We start from the raw sequence: 17,521 nt of genomic DNA, 5'->3' as shown, positions 1-17,521 counted from the left end.
GGCGGGTGGCCGCCGCGCTCGCCGACGAGCGCAACCAGCTCTGGCTCTCACCGATCAGTATCTGGGAGTTCCTGCTGCTCGCCGAGCGCGGCCGCGTGCACGTCCACGACGGGACGGCGCCAGCCGAATGGGTGGATGCGGCCCTCGCGCGCGTGCCCATGCACGACGCGGCACTCACCCGCGAGGTGGCGGCGCGCAGCCGTTCGGTGCGCGTCGAGCATGAGGACCCAGCCGACCGGTTTCTCGCGGCGACGGCGGATGTCTACGAGCTGACGTTGGTCACTGCCGACGAACGCCTGCTGCGCGGGAAGGGCTTTCGAACGCTCGCCAACCGCTGAGAGGTGGGCAACTCCCTCGCAGGATGGATCACGGTCGGCGCGGCGCCGGCAGTGAAGTCCGAGCCGAGAAGGCCACGGCACGGCGGATGCCATCACACTCCGGTTTCCCGGTAGTAGTCCGGCACGGCCGCGCCGAGGTCGACCGGCTCTCCGAGGCTGGCCAGGGCGGCCAACCAGAACCGGGGCAGTGGCAGCGGCACGGTCAGCACGATACGCTCGATGCGCGCGCGCAGATGGCGGTCGGCACGCGCCAGCCGATAAAGCGCACGCCAAACGTCCATCTCGCCGCGGTCGAGTAACTGGGCGAGAACCTCGTCGCTCTCGAGGTCAAGCCCGGACCGGTTCCACAGCGCACGGGAAGTTTCGAGCCCCGCGCCCGTCATGACGGGCCCGCCAGTGCGATCCGCGCCACCACCGGTGCCCAGTAGCGGCCACGTGCGATCACATGCGCCCAGTCGTTCCACGGCGGCCGCAGGCCCCGGTAGCGGCACAGATCGATGTCGGCAAGATCCTTCGGTGCGGCAGCGGCCAGACGCTCCGCCACTTCGGCCAGCGGCGAAGCGCCGCTGGCTTGCCGGTAGATGTCGTCGAAGGATCGCAACGCGGCAGCCACGCCGTCGTCTCCCAGCCGGTCGAAGAGCACGACGGTGTCGAGATAGTCGCGTACCGTGTGGCGGGTGACCAGCAGCCAGGCCTTGATCCGTGACATCTCCGCCAGCGTCGGCACGCGCAAGCCGCTCTTCTCTTCGGTCTCCAGCGGCCGCGTTCGGCGCAGTTGACGGATACCCGTCAGGACGCCGTCGAGCTGACCGAGGATGAGCACGGGGCGCTGTACCCGCTCGGTTTGCCAACCGGCCACAGCCTCGAGCGTCGAGAGCACTTCGTCGAAATGGTCGCGGAGGTCTTCGAGGACATGATCCGCATCTATACTCACGCGGTGCCCCGCATGAATCGCGGCTGCGGTGCCGCCGACCAGGACCGCCCCCGGAACGAGATGCTGGACGTGCCGTTCCGCCGCCAGCAGCCGCTCCCAGTCCGGAAGGTCTTCCCGCCGCACTTTCACGAGCGGAATTCTGACACGATTCGAAGGTCGCTACCACTTCGCCGCTCAGCGGCCTCGACGCGACCGGGAAAGATCCGATGCCGTTCCGGCCTCCCTCCTCCGGCACCCGCCGGGTGCCCGTCCGGTTCGGCGCCTGCTCGGCGGTCTCCACCCCCTCGGGGTCGGTATCGCTATCGCCTTCGGTATCGAGGCACTATACCCACGCTGGACTCGGGGCGCGTGGCCTCCGAGTGAGCACAATAACGACACAGGGGCGTCGGATCCTTCGAATCGTGGCCGTTGGCCATCGTCGCAGCGCGTATGATGACGTCGCCGCGGTTGCTCGCCGGCGCAAGAGGCAGACACAGGATTCTCCCGGTCGCGCCGTGGAGATCAGCGGGAAGGGTCCTACGCCCCCGACCGTCCCGCCCGGTCGTTTCAGCGCTCCGCCGTGGCCCGCCGTGACCGGCGGCCGCCCCTGGCCTTGGCCGACGCCGTGGCCCCGCCGAGCATGCCGCCGGCGAGCGCTTGCAGGCCGTGCACGAGGCGCGCCGCCAACTCCCGGTCGGGGTCGCGGCTCCGCGCCGCCTGCAACGATCGCATGCCCGTCTGCACCGCGCGCCGGACCCGCTCGCGCACCGCAAAGCACACCGACTCGTCGCGTGCACAGCCCCTGTACGCGCTCGTCTCGATCGGCTTGCCGAACCAGAAGTAAAACCGCTCCGGACGCGGCAGCGGCGTCGGACCGAGCCCGCGCAGCAGCGGCGGGATCGTGTCCGGCCGCGGCGAGTATTCCTCGATCAGCGGGCCGATCGGCGTGCGCATCAGGTCGTTACCGTCCACGACGATGTCGAAACAATCGTCCGCCCCAACCGCCGCAAACGGCACGACCGGATAACCGAACTCGATCGCCAGCCGCGCGAACCCTGTGCGCTGCTTCCAGATGAGATGATAGCGCTCCCCGCGCCGCTTGAAGACCTCGCGCCCCCCGCCCGGAAAGACGAGGATCGATTCCCCGGCGCGCATCAGCGCACGGCAGTTCTCCCGCGTGCCGTCCACAGTACCGAAGCGACTCAACAGGTCGCGCCACACCGGAATCTGGAAGTGTATGTGGTCGCCGAGAGGCCGCACGAAGACGCCGCACCGATCGTACAAACCGAGCACCAGAAGCGGCGCATCGAGGACGCCCATCAACGTGTGATTGCCGACGAAGAGCGCCGGACGATCGCGCGGCACGCGCTCCAACCCGTAGAAGCGCGGCGCGGTCACCCATTGCCACGGCGTGAGCAACACCCGCGCGGCAGTCAACTCCGCCTCCGAAGGCCGCCGCACCACCCGCGGCCGCTTCGACCGTCCCGCCCCCGGTCTCCCGGCGCCTGTCGCCGCCATCACGACTCCCGCCGGCCGCCCGGAGAAGCCGGCGCCGTCCACGCCGGCACCCCGGAAGCCTCGATCTGACGCTGATCGTGCGACGGAAGCAGCGTGAAGCCGTCCTGGTCGCGCAACCCACGCAGATACCGGCGCAACTCCGCCATCCGGGTATCGTCTTCCGGAATGATCAGCGTGCGGTAAATCCACGGCTTCGGGAGGTCGTGTTCGATGCCGTCGATGTCGTTCACCAGATCGCCGATGAAAGCGTAGCGCCGCGGACCGTCCGGCCCACCGACGAAAACCACGACGATCTGACTGTCCGGCGTGTGCCCACCCGACGGAATGATGAACACACCCGGAAAGCCGGGTACCGGCAGCAACGAGCCGTCGCGCAGCAGATCCAGCCGCACGCACGGAGCCGCAGTCAGCAGGCGCAGCGAAGGGGCGGTGGTGTAGTTCGTCCGTTGCGCCTGCGCCGGCGACATCGGCACGCGCACCGGGTGCGCGCTCACCCGGCACACGTCGGCGATACCGCCGACGTGATCGCTGTGCAGGTGCGTGAAGACGATGCCCTGAAGCTTGCTCGCCGCGCTGCCGAGCCGTTCGCCGACGGAACCCAGAGGCGCGACCGGCCCGGCTCCGATCAGCAGTTCGGCCGGGCGGCCGAACTCCACCGCCGCGTCGCGCGTCATGCCGGCGTCGACCAGCAACATCCGGCCGTCCGCCCACTGCAGCAAGAAGGCCGGATAACTCATGGCGAACGGGGCCTGCGGATCCGGGTCGTCACGCCGCTCGAGCACGGCACTGCGCGGCATCGACTGCGACGCCGTGTTGACGACCCAGAGCCGCACGGGACCGCTCGCCGCACTCGCGGCCGCCGCCGCGTTCAGCTCCGCCGGCGCCGGCAGCGGCGCCCGTTCGCGACGGATACCGACGTGCGCCGCAACCAACAGCGCCCCGAGGCCAACGACGCCAAGAGCGACCAGGGCCACGACGGCCAGCGCAATACGCCTCAACATTGTACAGTCGTTGCTATCCCGAACCGGCGTTGGCGGCAACCGCGGGCCCCGGGGGTTGCGCAACCGCAGGTCGGGCCGCTACACGGCCGCCCGCACCGAGAGCCCGCATGACTGCCACCGAACTCGCCCGCCGCCGTGAACGCCTGGGCTTGCTGTTCGCCGGCCTGTGCGCGGTCAACGGCGGCTTCGTGCCGGCGGTGGCCAAGCTGACGACGAGCGCAGCGGATTCGACCTTCGTGGCCACGACGGCGGCACTGATCGCCGGCGTTTGCGCGGCCATCGTCCTCGGCATCCGCGGGCAACTCGGCCAACTCCTTGCCCCCCGCACCGGGCCGCGTCTGGCCCTGGTCGGCGCTCTGGGCACCGCCGCCGCGTACGCGCTGTTTTTCGCCGGGACCGCCCGCGCAACCGCCATCGAGGCGGCGTTGTGCCTGCAGATCGAACCGGCGTACGCGTTGCTCGCCGCCTGGGTGTTCCTGGGTCATCGCCCGACGCCGCGACGGCTCGTCGCCACGCTGCTGCTCCTCGCCGGCATCATGCTGTCCGTCGGAACGGAAGGCTTCTCGGGGTCGAGCGGCGTGTGGCTGTTGCTGGCGACGCCGCTGTGCTGGCAGATCTCGCATCTGGTCGTGTTACGCGGGCTGGTGGGGACCGACGCGACGGTGCTTTCCGGCGCCAGGTTCATCTACGGCGGAACGTTACTTGCGCTGGTTTGGATCGCCGGCGACGGCCTCCGCACGATCCCGCCGGGACCCGCGCTGGACGGGCTGTGGCCATGGCTGCTGCTGCAGGGGGCTGTGCTGACCTACCTCGGCACGCTGGTCTGGTACCAGTCGGTGTTGCGGCTCGACCTGGCGCGGACCACGGCCATCGTCGTACCGTCGATCCCGCTGCTGTCCTTCGTCGCCAGCTTTCTGCTCCTCGGCGAAGTGGCGACCACCCAGCAATGGCTCGGCCTCGTACTGGTCGGCGCCGGGATTCTGCTCTTCGTAAGCGCCCCGGCGCCGGACGAGTCGGCCCCACCGGTAGTTAGCCAGGCCGAGGAGCTATAGAAGCGGATCGCGTCCCGCGGGCAATCCGCGTATCGCGGCACGGGAGTTCTCATGAGTAGCCCCCGCTAGACCTCGAGACGTAGCGACGGCGGGAACAACACCAACCCCCGCGCCCGCGTCGCCCGCAGGCGCGCGAGAAACGCATCGCGCGTGATCGTTCGCGCCCCGAGCCGCGCCAGATGCGGTGTCATGACCTGGATGTCCAGCCAGTCCAACCCTCGACCGCGCAGATGCCCGATCAGAAACAGCAACGCCAGTTTCGAGGCGTCCGGCCGCCGATAGAACATGCTCTCCGCCGCGAAGGCGCCGTCGACGTCCACCCCGTACACGCCGCCGACAAGCTCGTCGCCGGCCCACGCCTCGACACTGTGGGCAACGCCGAGACGATGCAACCTGCCGTAAGCCGCCTCCATCGCCGGCGTTATCCATGTCCCCCCCTGGTCCGGCCGCGCGGTTCCGGCACAGGCGCGAATCACCGCCGGAAAGGCCCGGTCGATGGTGAACCGCAGCGACGACCGGCGGCGCGCGCGCGCCAAACTGCGCGGCACGTGCAGCCCATCGAACTCCAGGACGCCGCGCTCCGGCGGCGAGAACCACAACAGCGGCAGCCCGTCGACCGGCCACGGGAAGATACCCTCGCGATAGGCGAGCACCAGAGACTCGGGGTGCAGATCGCCACCCATGGCAACGATCCCCTCCGGGCTGGCATCGCGGGGGTCTGGAAAGCTACGGATCGGCATGCACCTGGCGTTCTGACGCTCGGACAGTAGCGCACGCCCGCACCCGCCGCGAGCGGCGCTCGCCACGCCCACGTCGCGCACGGGGCCGTTGCCCCACAGCCGCGGCCGATGTTACAGACGAGTCGTACCCGAACGCACCCGCTCATCGCCATGTCGTTTCCCCGGCTGCCGCCGCGCAGCGCGGCCCACCGCCCAGAGTCGCTTCACTGCCCGCACCCATGCGCCGCCGCCTGATTCTCCTCGGTGCCACACTCGTCCTGATCGCTGCGATCCTCGCCGGTCTGGACGCCGCGGCCGCTCGCCTCCTGAACAGCGACGACCTCCGCCAGCGCGTGCTCGCTCTCGCTGCGCGCGAGAGCATCGACCTCGGCTTCGAGAGCGTACTGCTGCACCTGCTGCCGCGCCCGCGCGTCACCTTCAGCGGCATTCGCCTCGCCGGCAACACTCCGGTTACCGGCACCGTCGCTTCCGTTTCGGTGTTCCCGCGTCTGCGCTCGCTGCTCGCCGGCAGGATCGACGCGGGGTTGCTGGCCCTCAACGGACCCGACCTGCGCGTCGATCTCACCCGCCGTCCGGCCACCGCCGGTTCGCCGCCGGCCGCCGCACCCGACCCGCGCACGACGGCCGCCGCCCTGCTCTCCGACATCGCCCGACGCCTGCAAACGGAAGCTCCGGGTCTCGCCCTGCGCATCGACGGCGGCACCGTTCGCTTCCTCAACGCCGGCCGCACGGCCCTCCTGCTCGCCAGCACCGACGCACGCTTCGCCGCCGCCAACGACCGGGTAGACCTCCAGGTCCGGTGCAGCTCGGATCTCTGGGAAGATCTGCACCTCGACACCACCCTGCGCCTGCCCGACGTCACCGGAACGGGCACCTTCGACGTCGTAAACCTGCGCGGTCTACCGCTGGCACAGGCCGTCGATCCCGAACTGGCCGCGTCTCTCGGCCTGACCATCCTGAGCGTCCAGGGTACCTTCTCGATTCCGGACCCGCAGTCGGTGACGATCCAGACCGGCGGGACGGCGCCGACCGTGACTATCCGCCGCGGCGACACTCAAGTCCCACTGCGCGTGGCGCAGTTCGCCGCCGCCGTCGACATCCGCCCCGACACCGTGGACGTCCACGTCGCCGGTCTCGACGTGGAGTCGCCGCAGATACACCTGAGCGGTACGGTGGCGGTGGACCGACGCCGGCCGCAGATACGGATCGCCGTGGATGCGGCCAACGCGGATCTGGCGGCGCTGCGCGCTGCGGTTACCGCCCTCGTCCCGGATAGCGATGCCGTCAAGCCGGTCGCCGACATCGTGCGCGCCGGCCGACTCGACCGGCTGCGACTGACCGCCGTCGGCGCAACCGTGGCCGACCTCGGCCGGCCCACCAACTTCATCCTCCGCGGCAGCGTCGCCGACGCCCGTCTCGTCGTGCCACCCACCGACCTTCGCTTGCGGGATGTCGCCGGCGACTTCGCCATCGTCGGCGGAATCCTGCGGGCCGACCGAGCCGGCGGGCGCACCGGCAACACCGCTATACGCGACACCCATCTGCGCATCCCCCTGATCGGCGGCATGACGGACTTCGCGCTCTCGGGCTTCGTCGATGCCGACGCCGCCGACCTTCCCGACCTGCTCTATCACTTCGTCTTCGACGACACGTTTCGCGCGCATCTCCGCAACATCGGAGACGTCAGGGGGTCGGTCGCGGCCCGGCTTGCGGTGCGGCGGACCTGGCTCGGTTGGAGTACCCGCGTCGACACCACGTCCTTCGACGTTACGGCGACCGACCGCGCTTTGGGCCTCACGGCGCAACTGCGTGGCGGGCGCTTCTCTTACGATCCCAGGCGCATCGCGGCAGTCGGACTCGACGGCCGCATCGGACAATCCCAACTCACGCGGGTCGCCGCGCGCTGGGGCCTCGGCGAGGTCGCCGGCGTCGCTGTGGTCAGCGGACCGGCAACCGTCGAACTCGCCGATGCCGCCCGCTTCGTACACCGTTACCGGCCCGCATGGGGTGACGAGATCGGCATCCGCACCGCCGGCGGCCCGGTGTCGCTCGACTACCTGCAACTGCACGTTCCTGTCGAACCCTCCGACCCATGGCGGCTCGCCACACGTGGCGCCACCGCGAGCGCGACGTTCGTTACCGCCGGTCCGCTGGAAGCAGTCACCGTCGCAACAAGGTTCTCGGGAACTCGCGCCTTGCTGGGACTCTCCGACCTCTCGATCGCTGCCGCAGATGCTCGTCTGACCGGAGCGGGCTGCGTCATGGGTCGCGACACCGGCGCACCGCGCTTCGACTTGCTGCTGGCGGGCACTCTCGGGCCCACGGCGACGGCGGCGATCGCTGCCGCCGCAGGCCTGCCGCCCGAAGCCGGCAGCCGGCGCCAGATCGTTGCCCCCAGTTTACTGCTGGTCTGGCAACCGGGAGCGTTCACCGCCGTGCGGGGGCCGCTCGATATCGCCGACGGGCCGTTCATCGATCTCGACATGCAGTGGAGCCCGCAGCGGCTCGACGTGCGCCGTTTGCTCGTCAAGGACAACCGCTCGAACGCCACCATCGCCCTGCAGATGGCGGCCAACCAGCTCGACGTTCAATTCCGTGGCCGCCTCGCCCACGACACCGTCGACACGCTGCTCGCCCGCAACCAGTACGTATGGGGCACGGTCGAAGGCGACTTCGCGGCGCGGATTCTCACCGACCGGGCGGATGCCGCGCAGGCAAGCGGCACCCTCACGGCACAGGGGGTTGTGATCCCCATGCGCCATGGCCCGGCCGCCTTCATCGAATCCGTGACCCTCCGCTCTCAGCCGACGCAGGTGCTGATCGACTCGGGCAGCGTCACCTGGGGAGAAAATCGGTTGTCCGTCAACGGCCGGGTCGACCTCTCCGCCGGCAGCATCGGCCTCGACCTCGCGGTGTACGCCGCCGAGCTGGATCTCGAACCTCTGGTCGAAATGGCCGCTCAGGCACCAACCGCGGCGGGCGGACCGTTCCATGGTTTGCCCCGGATCCCCGTGCGCGGCATCGTCCGCGTCGACGCCGATCGCGTCGGGTTCCACGATCTGACGTGGGAGGGCGTCGCGGCCCGGGTCAAACTCGCCGACTCCGGGCTCGAAGCGCTGATTACCAGCGGCACCTACTGTCACATCGATACGCCGGGAACGCTCAAGATAACCGAGTCCGGTATTGCCGTGGCCCTCATGCCCCGCGCCCGCGAGCAGCCGCTGAGCGCGACCCTCGCATGCCTGAACGCAGGCCGGACGGCAGCCAGCGGCTCGTACAGCTTGCAGGCCGATCTCGCCGGCCATGCTCCGGCGGCGCAACTGGCACGATCGGTCGCCGGTCCAATAACGTTCGACGCCACCAACGGGCGCATCGCCAACATGGGGTGGTTCGGCCGGGTGCTGCGGGTGCTGCAACCGACCAGTGTCTTCAAGGGCAGGCTGCCGGACCTGGACGATGACGGACTCGACTACAGCGAGGCTTCGTTCACCGGAACCGTAAACAACGGCAGGGTCGAGATTACCGAAGCGGTACTGAAGTCCGATCTCCTCACGCTGGCAGCGTCGGGGGCGGTCGATTTCGTGAAATCGGAAATCGACCTCGCGGTGCTCGCCTCGCCGGTCGGCGGGGTAAACGTCGCCCTTGGCGACATCCCCATCATCGGCGGCATCTTCGGCAAGTCGCTGGTATCCATACCCGTCTCGGTGTCGGGATCTCTCGACGAACCGAGAGTAATCCCGATGGACCCCGCCGCGGTCGGCGCGCAGCTTTTCGGGATCCTCGAACGCACCGTGCAAACGCCGGTGCGACTCATCCAACCCCTGCTCCCCAACAAGAACCGTAACGACTGAGCGATAGAGGGGGTGGGAGGGGCCGCGGCCCCTCCCGGGTGTGAAGGAGGCGCTTTCAAGGCGGGGCAGCCCTTCCAGTCACCTCCGGCTCCGGCCCCGCATATAGCTCCGCGGCCGTTACCGTTCGGTGACCGAGCGATTAACCCTCGTTGAATTGCCGACTCGTCGGTCCGGCCGATGCGGCCGGCCCCTGCGGCCAGTCGCTTTCCAGCTCGCTGCGCGCGGCGAGACCGCAGACCGCCGCGACAACGATCATCGCCATGAAGCCGACGTAAGCGGGAACGTAGGTCGTGGTTGTGTCGTACACCACCCCGGCGATCGTCGGACCCAGGGCGGCCCCGAAGGTGCTCATCAACGTGAGCACCCCGAAGATCGTCCCGAAGTGCGCCAGCCCGAAGTACTGCGACACGAGCGCGGGATTGATCACGAGCGGCGAGCCGATCGCGAACCCGTAGACGACGGCGAACGCCACAGCCACCGGGAGTTGTTGCGCGAACAGCAACAACGCCACACCGAAGAGCAACGCCACCATCGTCAGGGCGAGCGCCGTGCGCACGCCCCACCGGTCGGCCAACACCCCGACCGCGAGCTTGCCGGCCACGGTAACCCCGGAGATCAACGACACGATGTAGCCGGCCGTGCTGGAGGCGTGGCCGAGATCGCCGAGGTAGGCCATCATGTGCACCCCGATACCCAGCCCGACGAATCCGAAGGTGAACATTACCGCGGCGATCATCCAGAACGTGCGGGTGCGCGCCGCCTCGGCGAGGGTCAAACCCGGTACCGGCCGCAGCGCCGCCGCCGGGTCGACACCGTCGTCGCCGTCCGGATGCAGGCCGAGATCGGACGGACGCGTGTATACGAACAACAGATTCAGCGGTACCGCGGTCACCAGCATGACGCCGCCCATCCACAACACCGCGTCGCGCCACCCGAACTCGGCGACCAGCCACGTGCTCACCGGCACCATCACCATCGCCCCGAGTCCCGTTCCGCTCATGACGATCCCCATGGCCACGCCGCGTCTGGCGGTAAACCAGTTGGCGATCACCATCGAGATCGGAATCAGCGTCGCGGCCGCCTGCCCCACCCCGACCAGCAAGAAGACGAGGTAGAAGAACCAGAGCGAGTCGGCCCAGCTCATCATCGCCCAGGCCCCGCCCACCACCACCGCACCACCCAGCATCAACCGCCGCGCTCCAAATCGGTCCAGCAACCGGCCGACGATCGGCGCCACGGCACCCATGGCCAGCGCCGCAATGGTGATCGCCAGCGAAATCGCACTGCGACTCCAACCGAGATCGGCTTCGAGGGGCTTGACGTAAACGGTGAAGGTATTGACGCCGATACCGTAGAGCACGAAGGCAATGGCGAAGCATGCCCCGACGACGTACCACCCGTAAAAGACGCGCGCCCGCTCCGCAACCGCCGTGGTCATGGGACTGTCATGCCAGTATTGCACGCGCTTTCACAAGCAGGGCTTCGACGGCCCTCGAGCCGGCGGCCTCGATACCCGCCGTCACCCCGGATACGTCGCTTGACACGGCAACGGAACGGGGCGAACCTCGGTCGTGGCAGCTTCGTCCCCACCCCGGCACGGCTGAGGTCCCGGGTAGAGCGCCATGAGCACCAAAGTCGAAAAGCCGCCGCGACGATCGCGGCCCCGAGCCCCCGGGAAAACGGCGCGGCAACCGGCACTCGACGATAAAGCCTTTGCCGACTCGATCCTCAACAGCCTCCCGGGCATTTTCTACATGTTCGGTGCGGACGGCAGACTCCTGCGATGGAATCGCAACTTCGAGATCACGACCGGCTATACCGCCGAGGAAATCGCGCGCATGCACGCGGTGGACTTCTTCGAGGATGCCGACCGGGCCCTGGCCGACCAACGCATTGCCGAGGTCCTGAGTACCGGGAAATCGCACCTGGAGGCCTGCCTGGTCTCCAAGGACGGCCGGCGCACACCGTACTACTTCACCGGGGTCCGCATCGCGCTCGCGGCGGGCAACGCCGTCATGGGAACCGGGTTCGACATCGGCGAGCGCCTGCGGGCGGAGCGACTGCTGCGCGATCTTTCCCTCGCCGTCAACGCCTCGGGCGATATCGTGTTCCTCACGGACAGGGAGGGCACCATCCTCTCGATCAACTCGCAGTTCACGACCACCTATGGCTACGAGGAAGAAGAGGTGGTCGGTAAGGTGACGCCGCGGGTCCTGAAGAGCGGAGCCCAGAGCGCGGAGTTCTACGCGGAGTTCTGGTCCCGGATCCTCGACGGCAATTTGGTGCAGGGCGAGGTCGTCAACCGCGCCAAAGACGGGCGTCTGATCTGCATCGAAGAGACGGTGAATCCGTTTCGCGACGACACCGGCAACATCGCCGGTTTCCTCGCCATTCAGCGCAACATCGGCGCCCGCAAGGAGGCCGAGGCGGCGGTCCGCCAACTGACGGCGGATCTGGAGCGCCGCGTCGCCGAACGCACCGCGCAACTCGAAGTCGCAAACCACGAGTTGGAGTCGTTCTGTTATTCGGTTTCCCACGACTTGCGCGCACCGCTACGCGCGATCGACGGCTTCAGCGAGGCCCTGCTCAAAGAGCACGCCGGCTCCCTGAACGTCAAAGGCCGGCACTACCTCGACCGCGTCCGGGCCGCGACGCATCGCATGGGCGATCTGATCACCGATCTGTTGGATCTTTCGCGCGTGACGCGCCACGCCCTCGTCCGCGACACGGTCGACCTCAGCCAACTGGTGCGCGGCATCGCCGTCGAGCTGCGCGGGCGCGAGCCCGAGCGCAACGTCGAGTTCGTCGTCGAGCCGGGCGTCACGGCCCGGTGCGATCGGCGCCTGCTCCGCATCGCCCTGACCAACCTGATCGAGAACGCCTGGAAATTCACTTCGCCGCGGCCCGCGGCGCGAATCGAGTTCGGAACGCTAAACCACTCGGGCGCGCGCTGTTTTTTCGTGCGCGACAACGGTGTCGGCTTCCCCATGCAGTACGTGGACAAGCTGTTCTCCCCGTTCCAGCGCCTGCACTCGGGCCGCGAGTTCTCCGGCACCGGCATCGGCCTGGCCACCGTGGAACGCGTTGTCCATCGTCACGCCGGGAAGGTCTGGGCCGAGGCTGCGGAGGATCGGGGCGCGACCTTCTTTTTCACTCTCGGGGACTGACACGCCGCGGCCGCGAGACGAGGCCGGGTTGTCTCACCCGCCACTTCGCCCACATCCAGCGCTCCAGGTCGTAGCTGCGGCTCCCGCCGAGGAGCGCGTCCGCCCAGGTGTCCGTGCCGAGCAGAACCGCCGCCGCACGGGCGCCGGCCGCAAGATCGGCCAGCAAGACCGGGTCGGTATCGAGCCGCTCGATCGCCTCCGCCAGGGCTAGCGGATCGCCCGCGGGCACGAGCAGTCCGTTGACGCCGTCGATCACGTAGTCCCGCGCCGCGGCAGTGTCCGTCGCCACGAGCGGGCGGCCGCACACGATCGCCGTCGCCATGGCCGTAATCCCCGCCGCCCTGTGCGGGTCGTCCAGCACCGGCACCACCATGAAGCGGCTTCGACCCACCGCGGCGCAGAACTCCGCCAGCAACACCACGCCGCAAAAACGCACCCGGGGCGGCACCGTCGCCAGACTGCCGTCGGCGAACAGGTCGATCGGATGACCCTCGCCACCCAACTGCGCCGCCGCCGCGAGCAGCGTATCGAGATCGCGCCGGTGACGACCTCCCGAGACGATGGAAACCCCGTCGCTCACCTCCCGCTCGACCGGAAAGGAGGGTAGGTCCAGCGCGTAGGGCTGCCACACCACCTGCCGCATCGGTATGCCGTACCGCGTGTACAACCGCGCGTAACCGGGAAAGGCGCTGTAGAGCACGACCCGATCCGACGGCCACCAGCCGCCCTCCTCCGGCCGCCGTCCGGGCGCGCACCACTGGCTCACCCAGTCGTCCATTCCCCGCAGCATGTGAAAGTCAGTCACCGCCAGGCGTGCCGCCTCCGCCATGCCGCCCCCCAACAATAGCGAGCGCGCCGTCTCGAGGTCGGGCGCGACGATCAGGTCGTAGCGCTCCACCGGCCCCGCGGCGACGAACCGCTCCACCGCACTGACGCCATCGGGCCGGTCCTTGGGCTGGCGCTCGCAGAACGCCGCCGGCACGTCCTCGTGGACGGCCCACGGACTCACGACATCGACTCGCGCACCCGCGGCCGCCAGGGCGCGAGCCAGGCTGAAGAACGTCGCCCCGTACACCATCTCGCTCACAACCGGACAGAGAACGAGAACGCGCGGCTCCTCGGGCATGGCGAACCAGTGGCGCAGCGGCCCGACCTCGCCGGCCACTTCCGGAATCTCCATCACTGGCCGCGGGACGCCGGTGCAGCGCGGGTCGAGCGGACACCGCGAACAGGCATCGCACTTGACGGAAGCGGCGTGAGCATGACCCGTCCCCGGCGGTGGACCGCCCAGGCACGGGGGCAGGTCCAGAACGGGCGAGCCGCCAGCCGCCAGCTCGAAGGCAAGCTGGGCGAGAGCGCGACCCGTTGGCGCCGCCGCCGCGATCGCGGTCGAAACGCCGTCGGTCGCCAGCACGCCGCCGCGCGCCGACGGCAGCGGCACACGAGCGCGGAGCAAGTCGACAACGGCCTCGCTGGCGACGCAAGCGCCGCCGGCGCCGGCGACCTGCACGTTGCGGACACCCTCGAAGCCTACCGGCCGAACCCGTACTCCGAGCTTCTGCGCCGCACGCACGGCGCCATCGAGCGCATGCAGAGCGCCGGCGGGATCGAAGCCGTCACTCTCGCCCGCCGGCAGGCCGCCGTACCAGAGCAGGACCTCGCACGCGCCAACCTTTTGCGCGAGCCGCAAGATGCCCGGCACCTCGGGAACGATTTCTGGCCCCACATCTATGTGTACCCCGACGTGCATTCGCTCGCCGGTCCGCGCCATCGCGGTCAGCAGGACGAGTGCGCGACGCCAGCTTCCGGGCCCGCCGGCGCGGGCATCATGGACACCGGCCGTGGCCCCGCATAGCGTCACGTACACCGAGGACACACCCGCCCGCCGCAGCAATCCGAGGGAGGCGCTCGACGCCAGCGCGTCCGCGGGCGCAACGACGACCGGCTCCAGACGCCGTTCGGCTATGACCCGCTCGATCGCCGCGGCAAGCGTCGCATCCAGCGCCTGGCGAACGAAAATGTACAGCCGTCCACGCGCATCAGCGGCGTACAAACCGTCGACCTGCTCGCGCAGCCACAGGGTGGGATCCACCGTGGGGTCGCCCGCAAGCGTGACCACGCGCATCGCCGGACCGCATTGAGATGCGACGCGGAGCCACATGGGTGCACGCTACCGTGCGCGTTGCCGGGGGGTCAAATGCCTTCAGGCCTGAAGGGACTTGTCGATCAATGCCGGCCCGCGCCCTTTGCCGCTACCCGGAACAGTCCCACCTCCGCCTTCTCCGGGTAGTTCGCCTTGCGGTCCGGGAACGTCGGCAGGATGTCGATGCTCTTCACTTCAACCGCCCGCAGGTCGACGGCCCGCTCGAACGCCGCGCTCGGCTCGTTCAGGCACGCAAGCCGATCGCCGCCGGCGTCCACCCCGGCAGCCGCGCACGCCTCCGGCACCCCCGTGGGGTGGAAGTACGCCCCCGCCGAGCGCACGTAGTAGAAGCAGTCGCCGCGGCCGATCTCCGCCAGGCAATCGACCTGCAGGCAATCCACCACCCGCAGCTCGGGAACGACCTGGCGAAAATCGTGGATGTCGATGTCCTGCGGAACGATGCTGCCGAACACCAGCACGCTGCAGCCTTCGACCGGCACACCCCCCGGCACCAGATGACCGCGGACGAGATCGTACTCCTCGGTGAACACGTACGGGCGCGTCAGCTCGCCGCGGTTATGCACGAGAACCAACACGGCAAGGGCGGCGCCCGGCACCGCCGCCATCCACCGCCACCGGCGCCCCCGGGGGATCCACTCGGTCAGACCGTACGCGCCCATACCGGCAACGAGGGCCTGCAACGCACAGGCGGGAATCAACCGGTGCATGGCGATCGCGTGGCCCGAGTGCACCACCGGCGCCAGCACGACCAGCATGGCAACGAAGCCGAACAGCCCCAACCGAAAGCGCGGCAGCAGACCGGCCACCGCCCCAACCCACACCAGCAACATGAATAACGGGTCGTTGTAACGCGCCGGCCACACGGCATCCTCGACCAGCCAGTCGAAACGCGGGATCACGGCCGACACCGGCGTCGGCCCCCCGAGGTGAAAGGGAAACAGCACCGCCATATGCACGGCAAGCTGCACGACCACCGCCAACAGCGACACCAGTACGGCGCTCGGATATCGTCGGGCGGCGCCGATCAGAACGCGCACATCGAGGAGCAAGAGCGACGCGACAAGAAAGACGGCCCCCTCGATCCGCACCGTGGCGGCGATCCCGAGCAGGCCGGCGCCGGCGAACATCGCACGCCCGTCCAACTCGCGCGTCGAAAGAAACGCCAGGCCGCCAAACCACGCCGCGAGCAACAGCGCGTACGGACCGTCGGTCGGCGAGAAACGCACCACCAGCGGATGCGTGGCGAGGAACATGGCGCATAGAAAGCCCGCCGCGCGATTCCCGGCGCGCTGCCGGACGAACCGGTACATAGCGAGGCAGGCCAGCGCGCCGAGCACGCCGTTCATGTGCATCGTAAACCGGTGGGGGTCGCGCACCAACGGCACGAAGAACATCTGGAGCAGCGGATAGACAACCGAGTGCCGGCCGACCGGCCCCTGCGCGAACTGGATCTCGATCTCCTGCACGGAGTGCAGCGCGAAACCCTCGCGCACGACCAGGGCGAGCGCGAACGGCACCAAACCCACCCAGTCGCCGCGGTCGGCCGACGCGTAGCCGAAAAAGCCGGTCAGCGTCAGCCAGAGGAAAGAAATCAGGACCGCCACGCCAACGACGGGCGCCGGCCCGCCGTAGAGGTCGGGACGAACCAGCGCGCCGTAGGCGGACAGGAGGACGATGACCGCGACCCCGATCACGCGAACCCAGTCTTTCAACGTGCCGCGCCGGGGCTCCCGATTCCGTGTTCCGTGGGCGGGACTGCCCGCCGACGGCGCGTGACGAGGAACCGCGGTCATGACGCAGGCGGGATTAGCCCACAAAGTCACCGCGGCTCAACCCGGCCTGAGCCGCGGCTAAAGGGGTCCTTTCGCGCACCCGTCGTCACCCGTGGATCTTGCGCCCCTCTCGATCCGCGTGGTACCCGCAGCCCGTGCCCATCCTTATGCGGCGAGACTTGCCCGCACCTCTGGTGCTCCGCGACGGCATGCGCGTGCTCGAAGTCGGCTGCGGCAACGGCGAGACGGCGGCGGACGTGGCCACCTGGTTCCGCGAGGCGGGGCTGCGGGCGGAAATCGTCGCGGTGGACAATCGTCCGGAGTGCCGCCGGCAGGTAATCGACGCGGCCGCGGCCAACGGCGTGGAAGATATGGTCCGCTTCGTCGCCGCCGACGTGTTCGCGCTGCCGGCGCTCGGGCGCTTCGATCTTCTGCTGTGCGTCAACGGCCTCGCGCAATTGGTGTTCGAAGGATCGACGGCGCGTTTCCCCGGGTTGGAGGCGGCGGCGGTCGTAGAAGCCTGGCGGCGCGCACCCGAGGACATGGTAACGAGGGTGTCCGACGCCCTGCTCGGTCACTGGCGCGACCAGCTCGTTCCGCAAGGCACGATCGTCGTTCTCGATCTCGATCGCGACCTCGGCACCGAGGCCCGCGCCCGCGGCGTGGCGCTTTACGAGCGAGCCAAATGGCCCATGCTCCCCGTCGCGTTGCTATCCGCGGCGCTCGAACGCGTCGGTTTCGCCGCGATCCGCGTCAACTCGATCCCGCAGGTTCGGTTCCCGCGCAAGGAAGAAGTCCATCCGTCGCTAGGCGGCGGGACCGAGAGGCCGCAGCCCCACGTTCCGGCTCCCCTGTGGCCGTTGCCCGCCGTCGGCGATGACGGCGATTACGAATACGCGATCTACGTCCTGCAAGCGCAGCGACGCGACTGATTTACGAATTCCGTGTTTGATCGCATGGCGCGAAGAAATCTTCAGGCCATGGAGCGGCAGTGCCTTCCCGTTC

General features: G+C 69.0%; 13 protein-coding genes. 5 read left to right on the top strand and 8 right to left on the bottom strand.

The window, feature by feature from the left end:
- The coding region (locus tag L6Q96_16980) for a type II toxin-antitoxin system VapC family toxin (protein MCK6556252.1) at positions 1–338 on the top strand (338 nt) is incomplete at its 5' end.
- Positions 339–430: 92 nt separating this feature from the next.
- Here L6Q96_16980 and L6Q96_16975 read toward each other — a convergent pair.
- From L6Q96_16975 to L6Q96_16960, 4 genes are all read right to left on the bottom strand, one after another.
- Positions 431–721 carry a hypothetical protein gene (locus L6Q96_16975; GenBank protein MCK6556251.1) on the bottom strand — a complete coding sequence of 97 codons (291 nt, stop codon included), beginning with the start codon at positions 719–721 and terminating at the stop codon, positions 431–433.
- Positions 718–1,401, bottom strand: coding sequence for a hypothetical protein (locus L6Q96_16970; GenBank protein MCK6556250.1), 684 nt, complete (start codon positions 1,399–1,401; stop codon positions 718–720). Before L6Q96_16970 ends, L6Q96_16975 begins: the two co-directional genes overlap by 4 nt.
- A gap of 417 nt (positions 1,402–1,818) precedes the next feature.
- Positions 1,819–2,769, bottom strand: a complete 951-nt coding sequence (locus tag L6Q96_16965) for an acyltransferase family protein (GenBank protein ID MCK6556249.1) — start codon at positions 2,767–2,769, stop codon at positions 1,819–1,821.
- Entirely contained in the window at positions 2,769–3,770 is a 1,002-nt protein-coding gene (locus L6Q96_16960; GenBank protein ID MCK6556248.1) for an MBL fold metallo-hydrolase, read from the bottom strand. Before L6Q96_16960 ends, L6Q96_16965 begins: the two co-directional genes overlap by 1 nt.
- Before the next feature lie 107 nt (positions 3,771–3,877).
- On the opposite strand from L6Q96_16960, the gene L6Q96_16955 reads away from it, so the two are divergent.
- Positions 3,878–4,822 carry a DMT family transporter gene (locus tag L6Q96_16955; GenBank protein MCK6556247.1) on the top strand — a complete coding sequence of 315 codons (945 nt, stop codon included), beginning with the start codon at positions 3,878–3,880 and terminating at the stop codon, positions 4,820–4,822.
- A 65-nt stretch (positions 4,823–4,887) separates the two neighbouring features.
- Here L6Q96_16955 and aat read toward each other — a convergent pair whose 3' ends face one another.
- Positions 4,888–5,562, bottom strand: a complete 675-nt coding sequence (gene aat, locus L6Q96_16950) for a leucyl/phenylalanyl-tRNA--protein transferase (protein ID MCK6556246.1) — start codon at positions 5,560–5,562, stop codon at positions 4,888–4,890.
- 218 nt (positions 5,563–5,780) lie between these two features.
- Here aat and L6Q96_16945 point away from each other — a divergent pair, with 218 nt between their 5' ends.
- A complete protein-coding gene (locus L6Q96_16945; protein MCK6556245.1) occupies positions 5,781–9,413 on the top strand; it encodes an AsmA-like C-terminal domain-containing protein in 3,633 nt (1,210 codons plus the stop codon).
- 139 nt (positions 9,414–9,552) lie between these two features.
- Here the strand turns inward: L6Q96_16945 and L6Q96_16940 are convergent, their stop codons facing one another.
- Positions 9,553–10,851: an MFS transporter gene (locus L6Q96_16940; protein MCK6556244.1), complete on the bottom strand. Its 1,299-nt coding sequence runs from the start codon at positions 10,849–10,851 to the stop codon at positions 9,553–9,555.
- A gap of 184 nt (positions 10,852–11,035) precedes the next feature.
- Between L6Q96_16940 and L6Q96_16935 the strand changes: the two genes are divergently transcribed.
- Positions 11,036–12,580, top strand: coding sequence for a PAS domain S-box protein (locus L6Q96_16935; GenBank protein ID MCK6556243.1), 1,545 nt, complete (start codon positions 11,036–11,038; stop codon positions 12,578–12,580).
- On the opposite strand, the gene L6Q96_16930 is transcribed toward L6Q96_16935, so the two are convergent.
- Both L6Q96_16930 and L6Q96_16925 read right to left on the bottom strand, forming a co-directional pair.
- Positions 12,564–14,705 (bottom strand): glycosyltransferase, encoded by a 2,142-nt coding sequence (locus L6Q96_16930; protein MCK6556242.1) that lies wholly within the window; start codon positions 14,703–14,705, stop codon positions 12,564–12,566. The genes L6Q96_16935 and L6Q96_16930 overlap by 17 nt on opposite strands.
- 101 nt (positions 14,706–14,806) lie before the next feature.
- Complete coding sequence (locus tag L6Q96_16925; protein MCK6556241.1) at positions 14,807–16,456, bottom strand: hypothetical protein; 1,650 nt, start codon at positions 16,454–16,456, stop codon at positions 14,807–14,809.
- 239 nt (positions 16,457–16,695) lie between these two features.
- Here L6Q96_16925 and L6Q96_16920 point away from each other — a divergent pair, with 239 nt between their 5' ends.
- The gene (locus tag L6Q96_16920; protein MCK6556240.1) at positions 16,696–17,448 is read left to right on the top strand and encodes a class I SAM-dependent methyltransferase; all 753 of its coding nucleotides are present in this window, start codon (positions 16,696–16,698) and stop codon (positions 17,446–17,448) included.
- The last annotated feature ends 73 nt before the right edge of the window (positions 17,449–17,521 follow it).

It is taken from the genome of Candidatus Binatia bacterium (genome assembly GCA_023150935.1).
Taxonomy (GTDB): domain Bacteria; phylum Desulfobacterota; class Binatia; order HRBIN30; family HRBIN30; genus JAKLJW01.
Note: the sequence above shows the minus strand (reverse complement) of the source record. Positions and strands in the feature narration are given on the sequence as shown.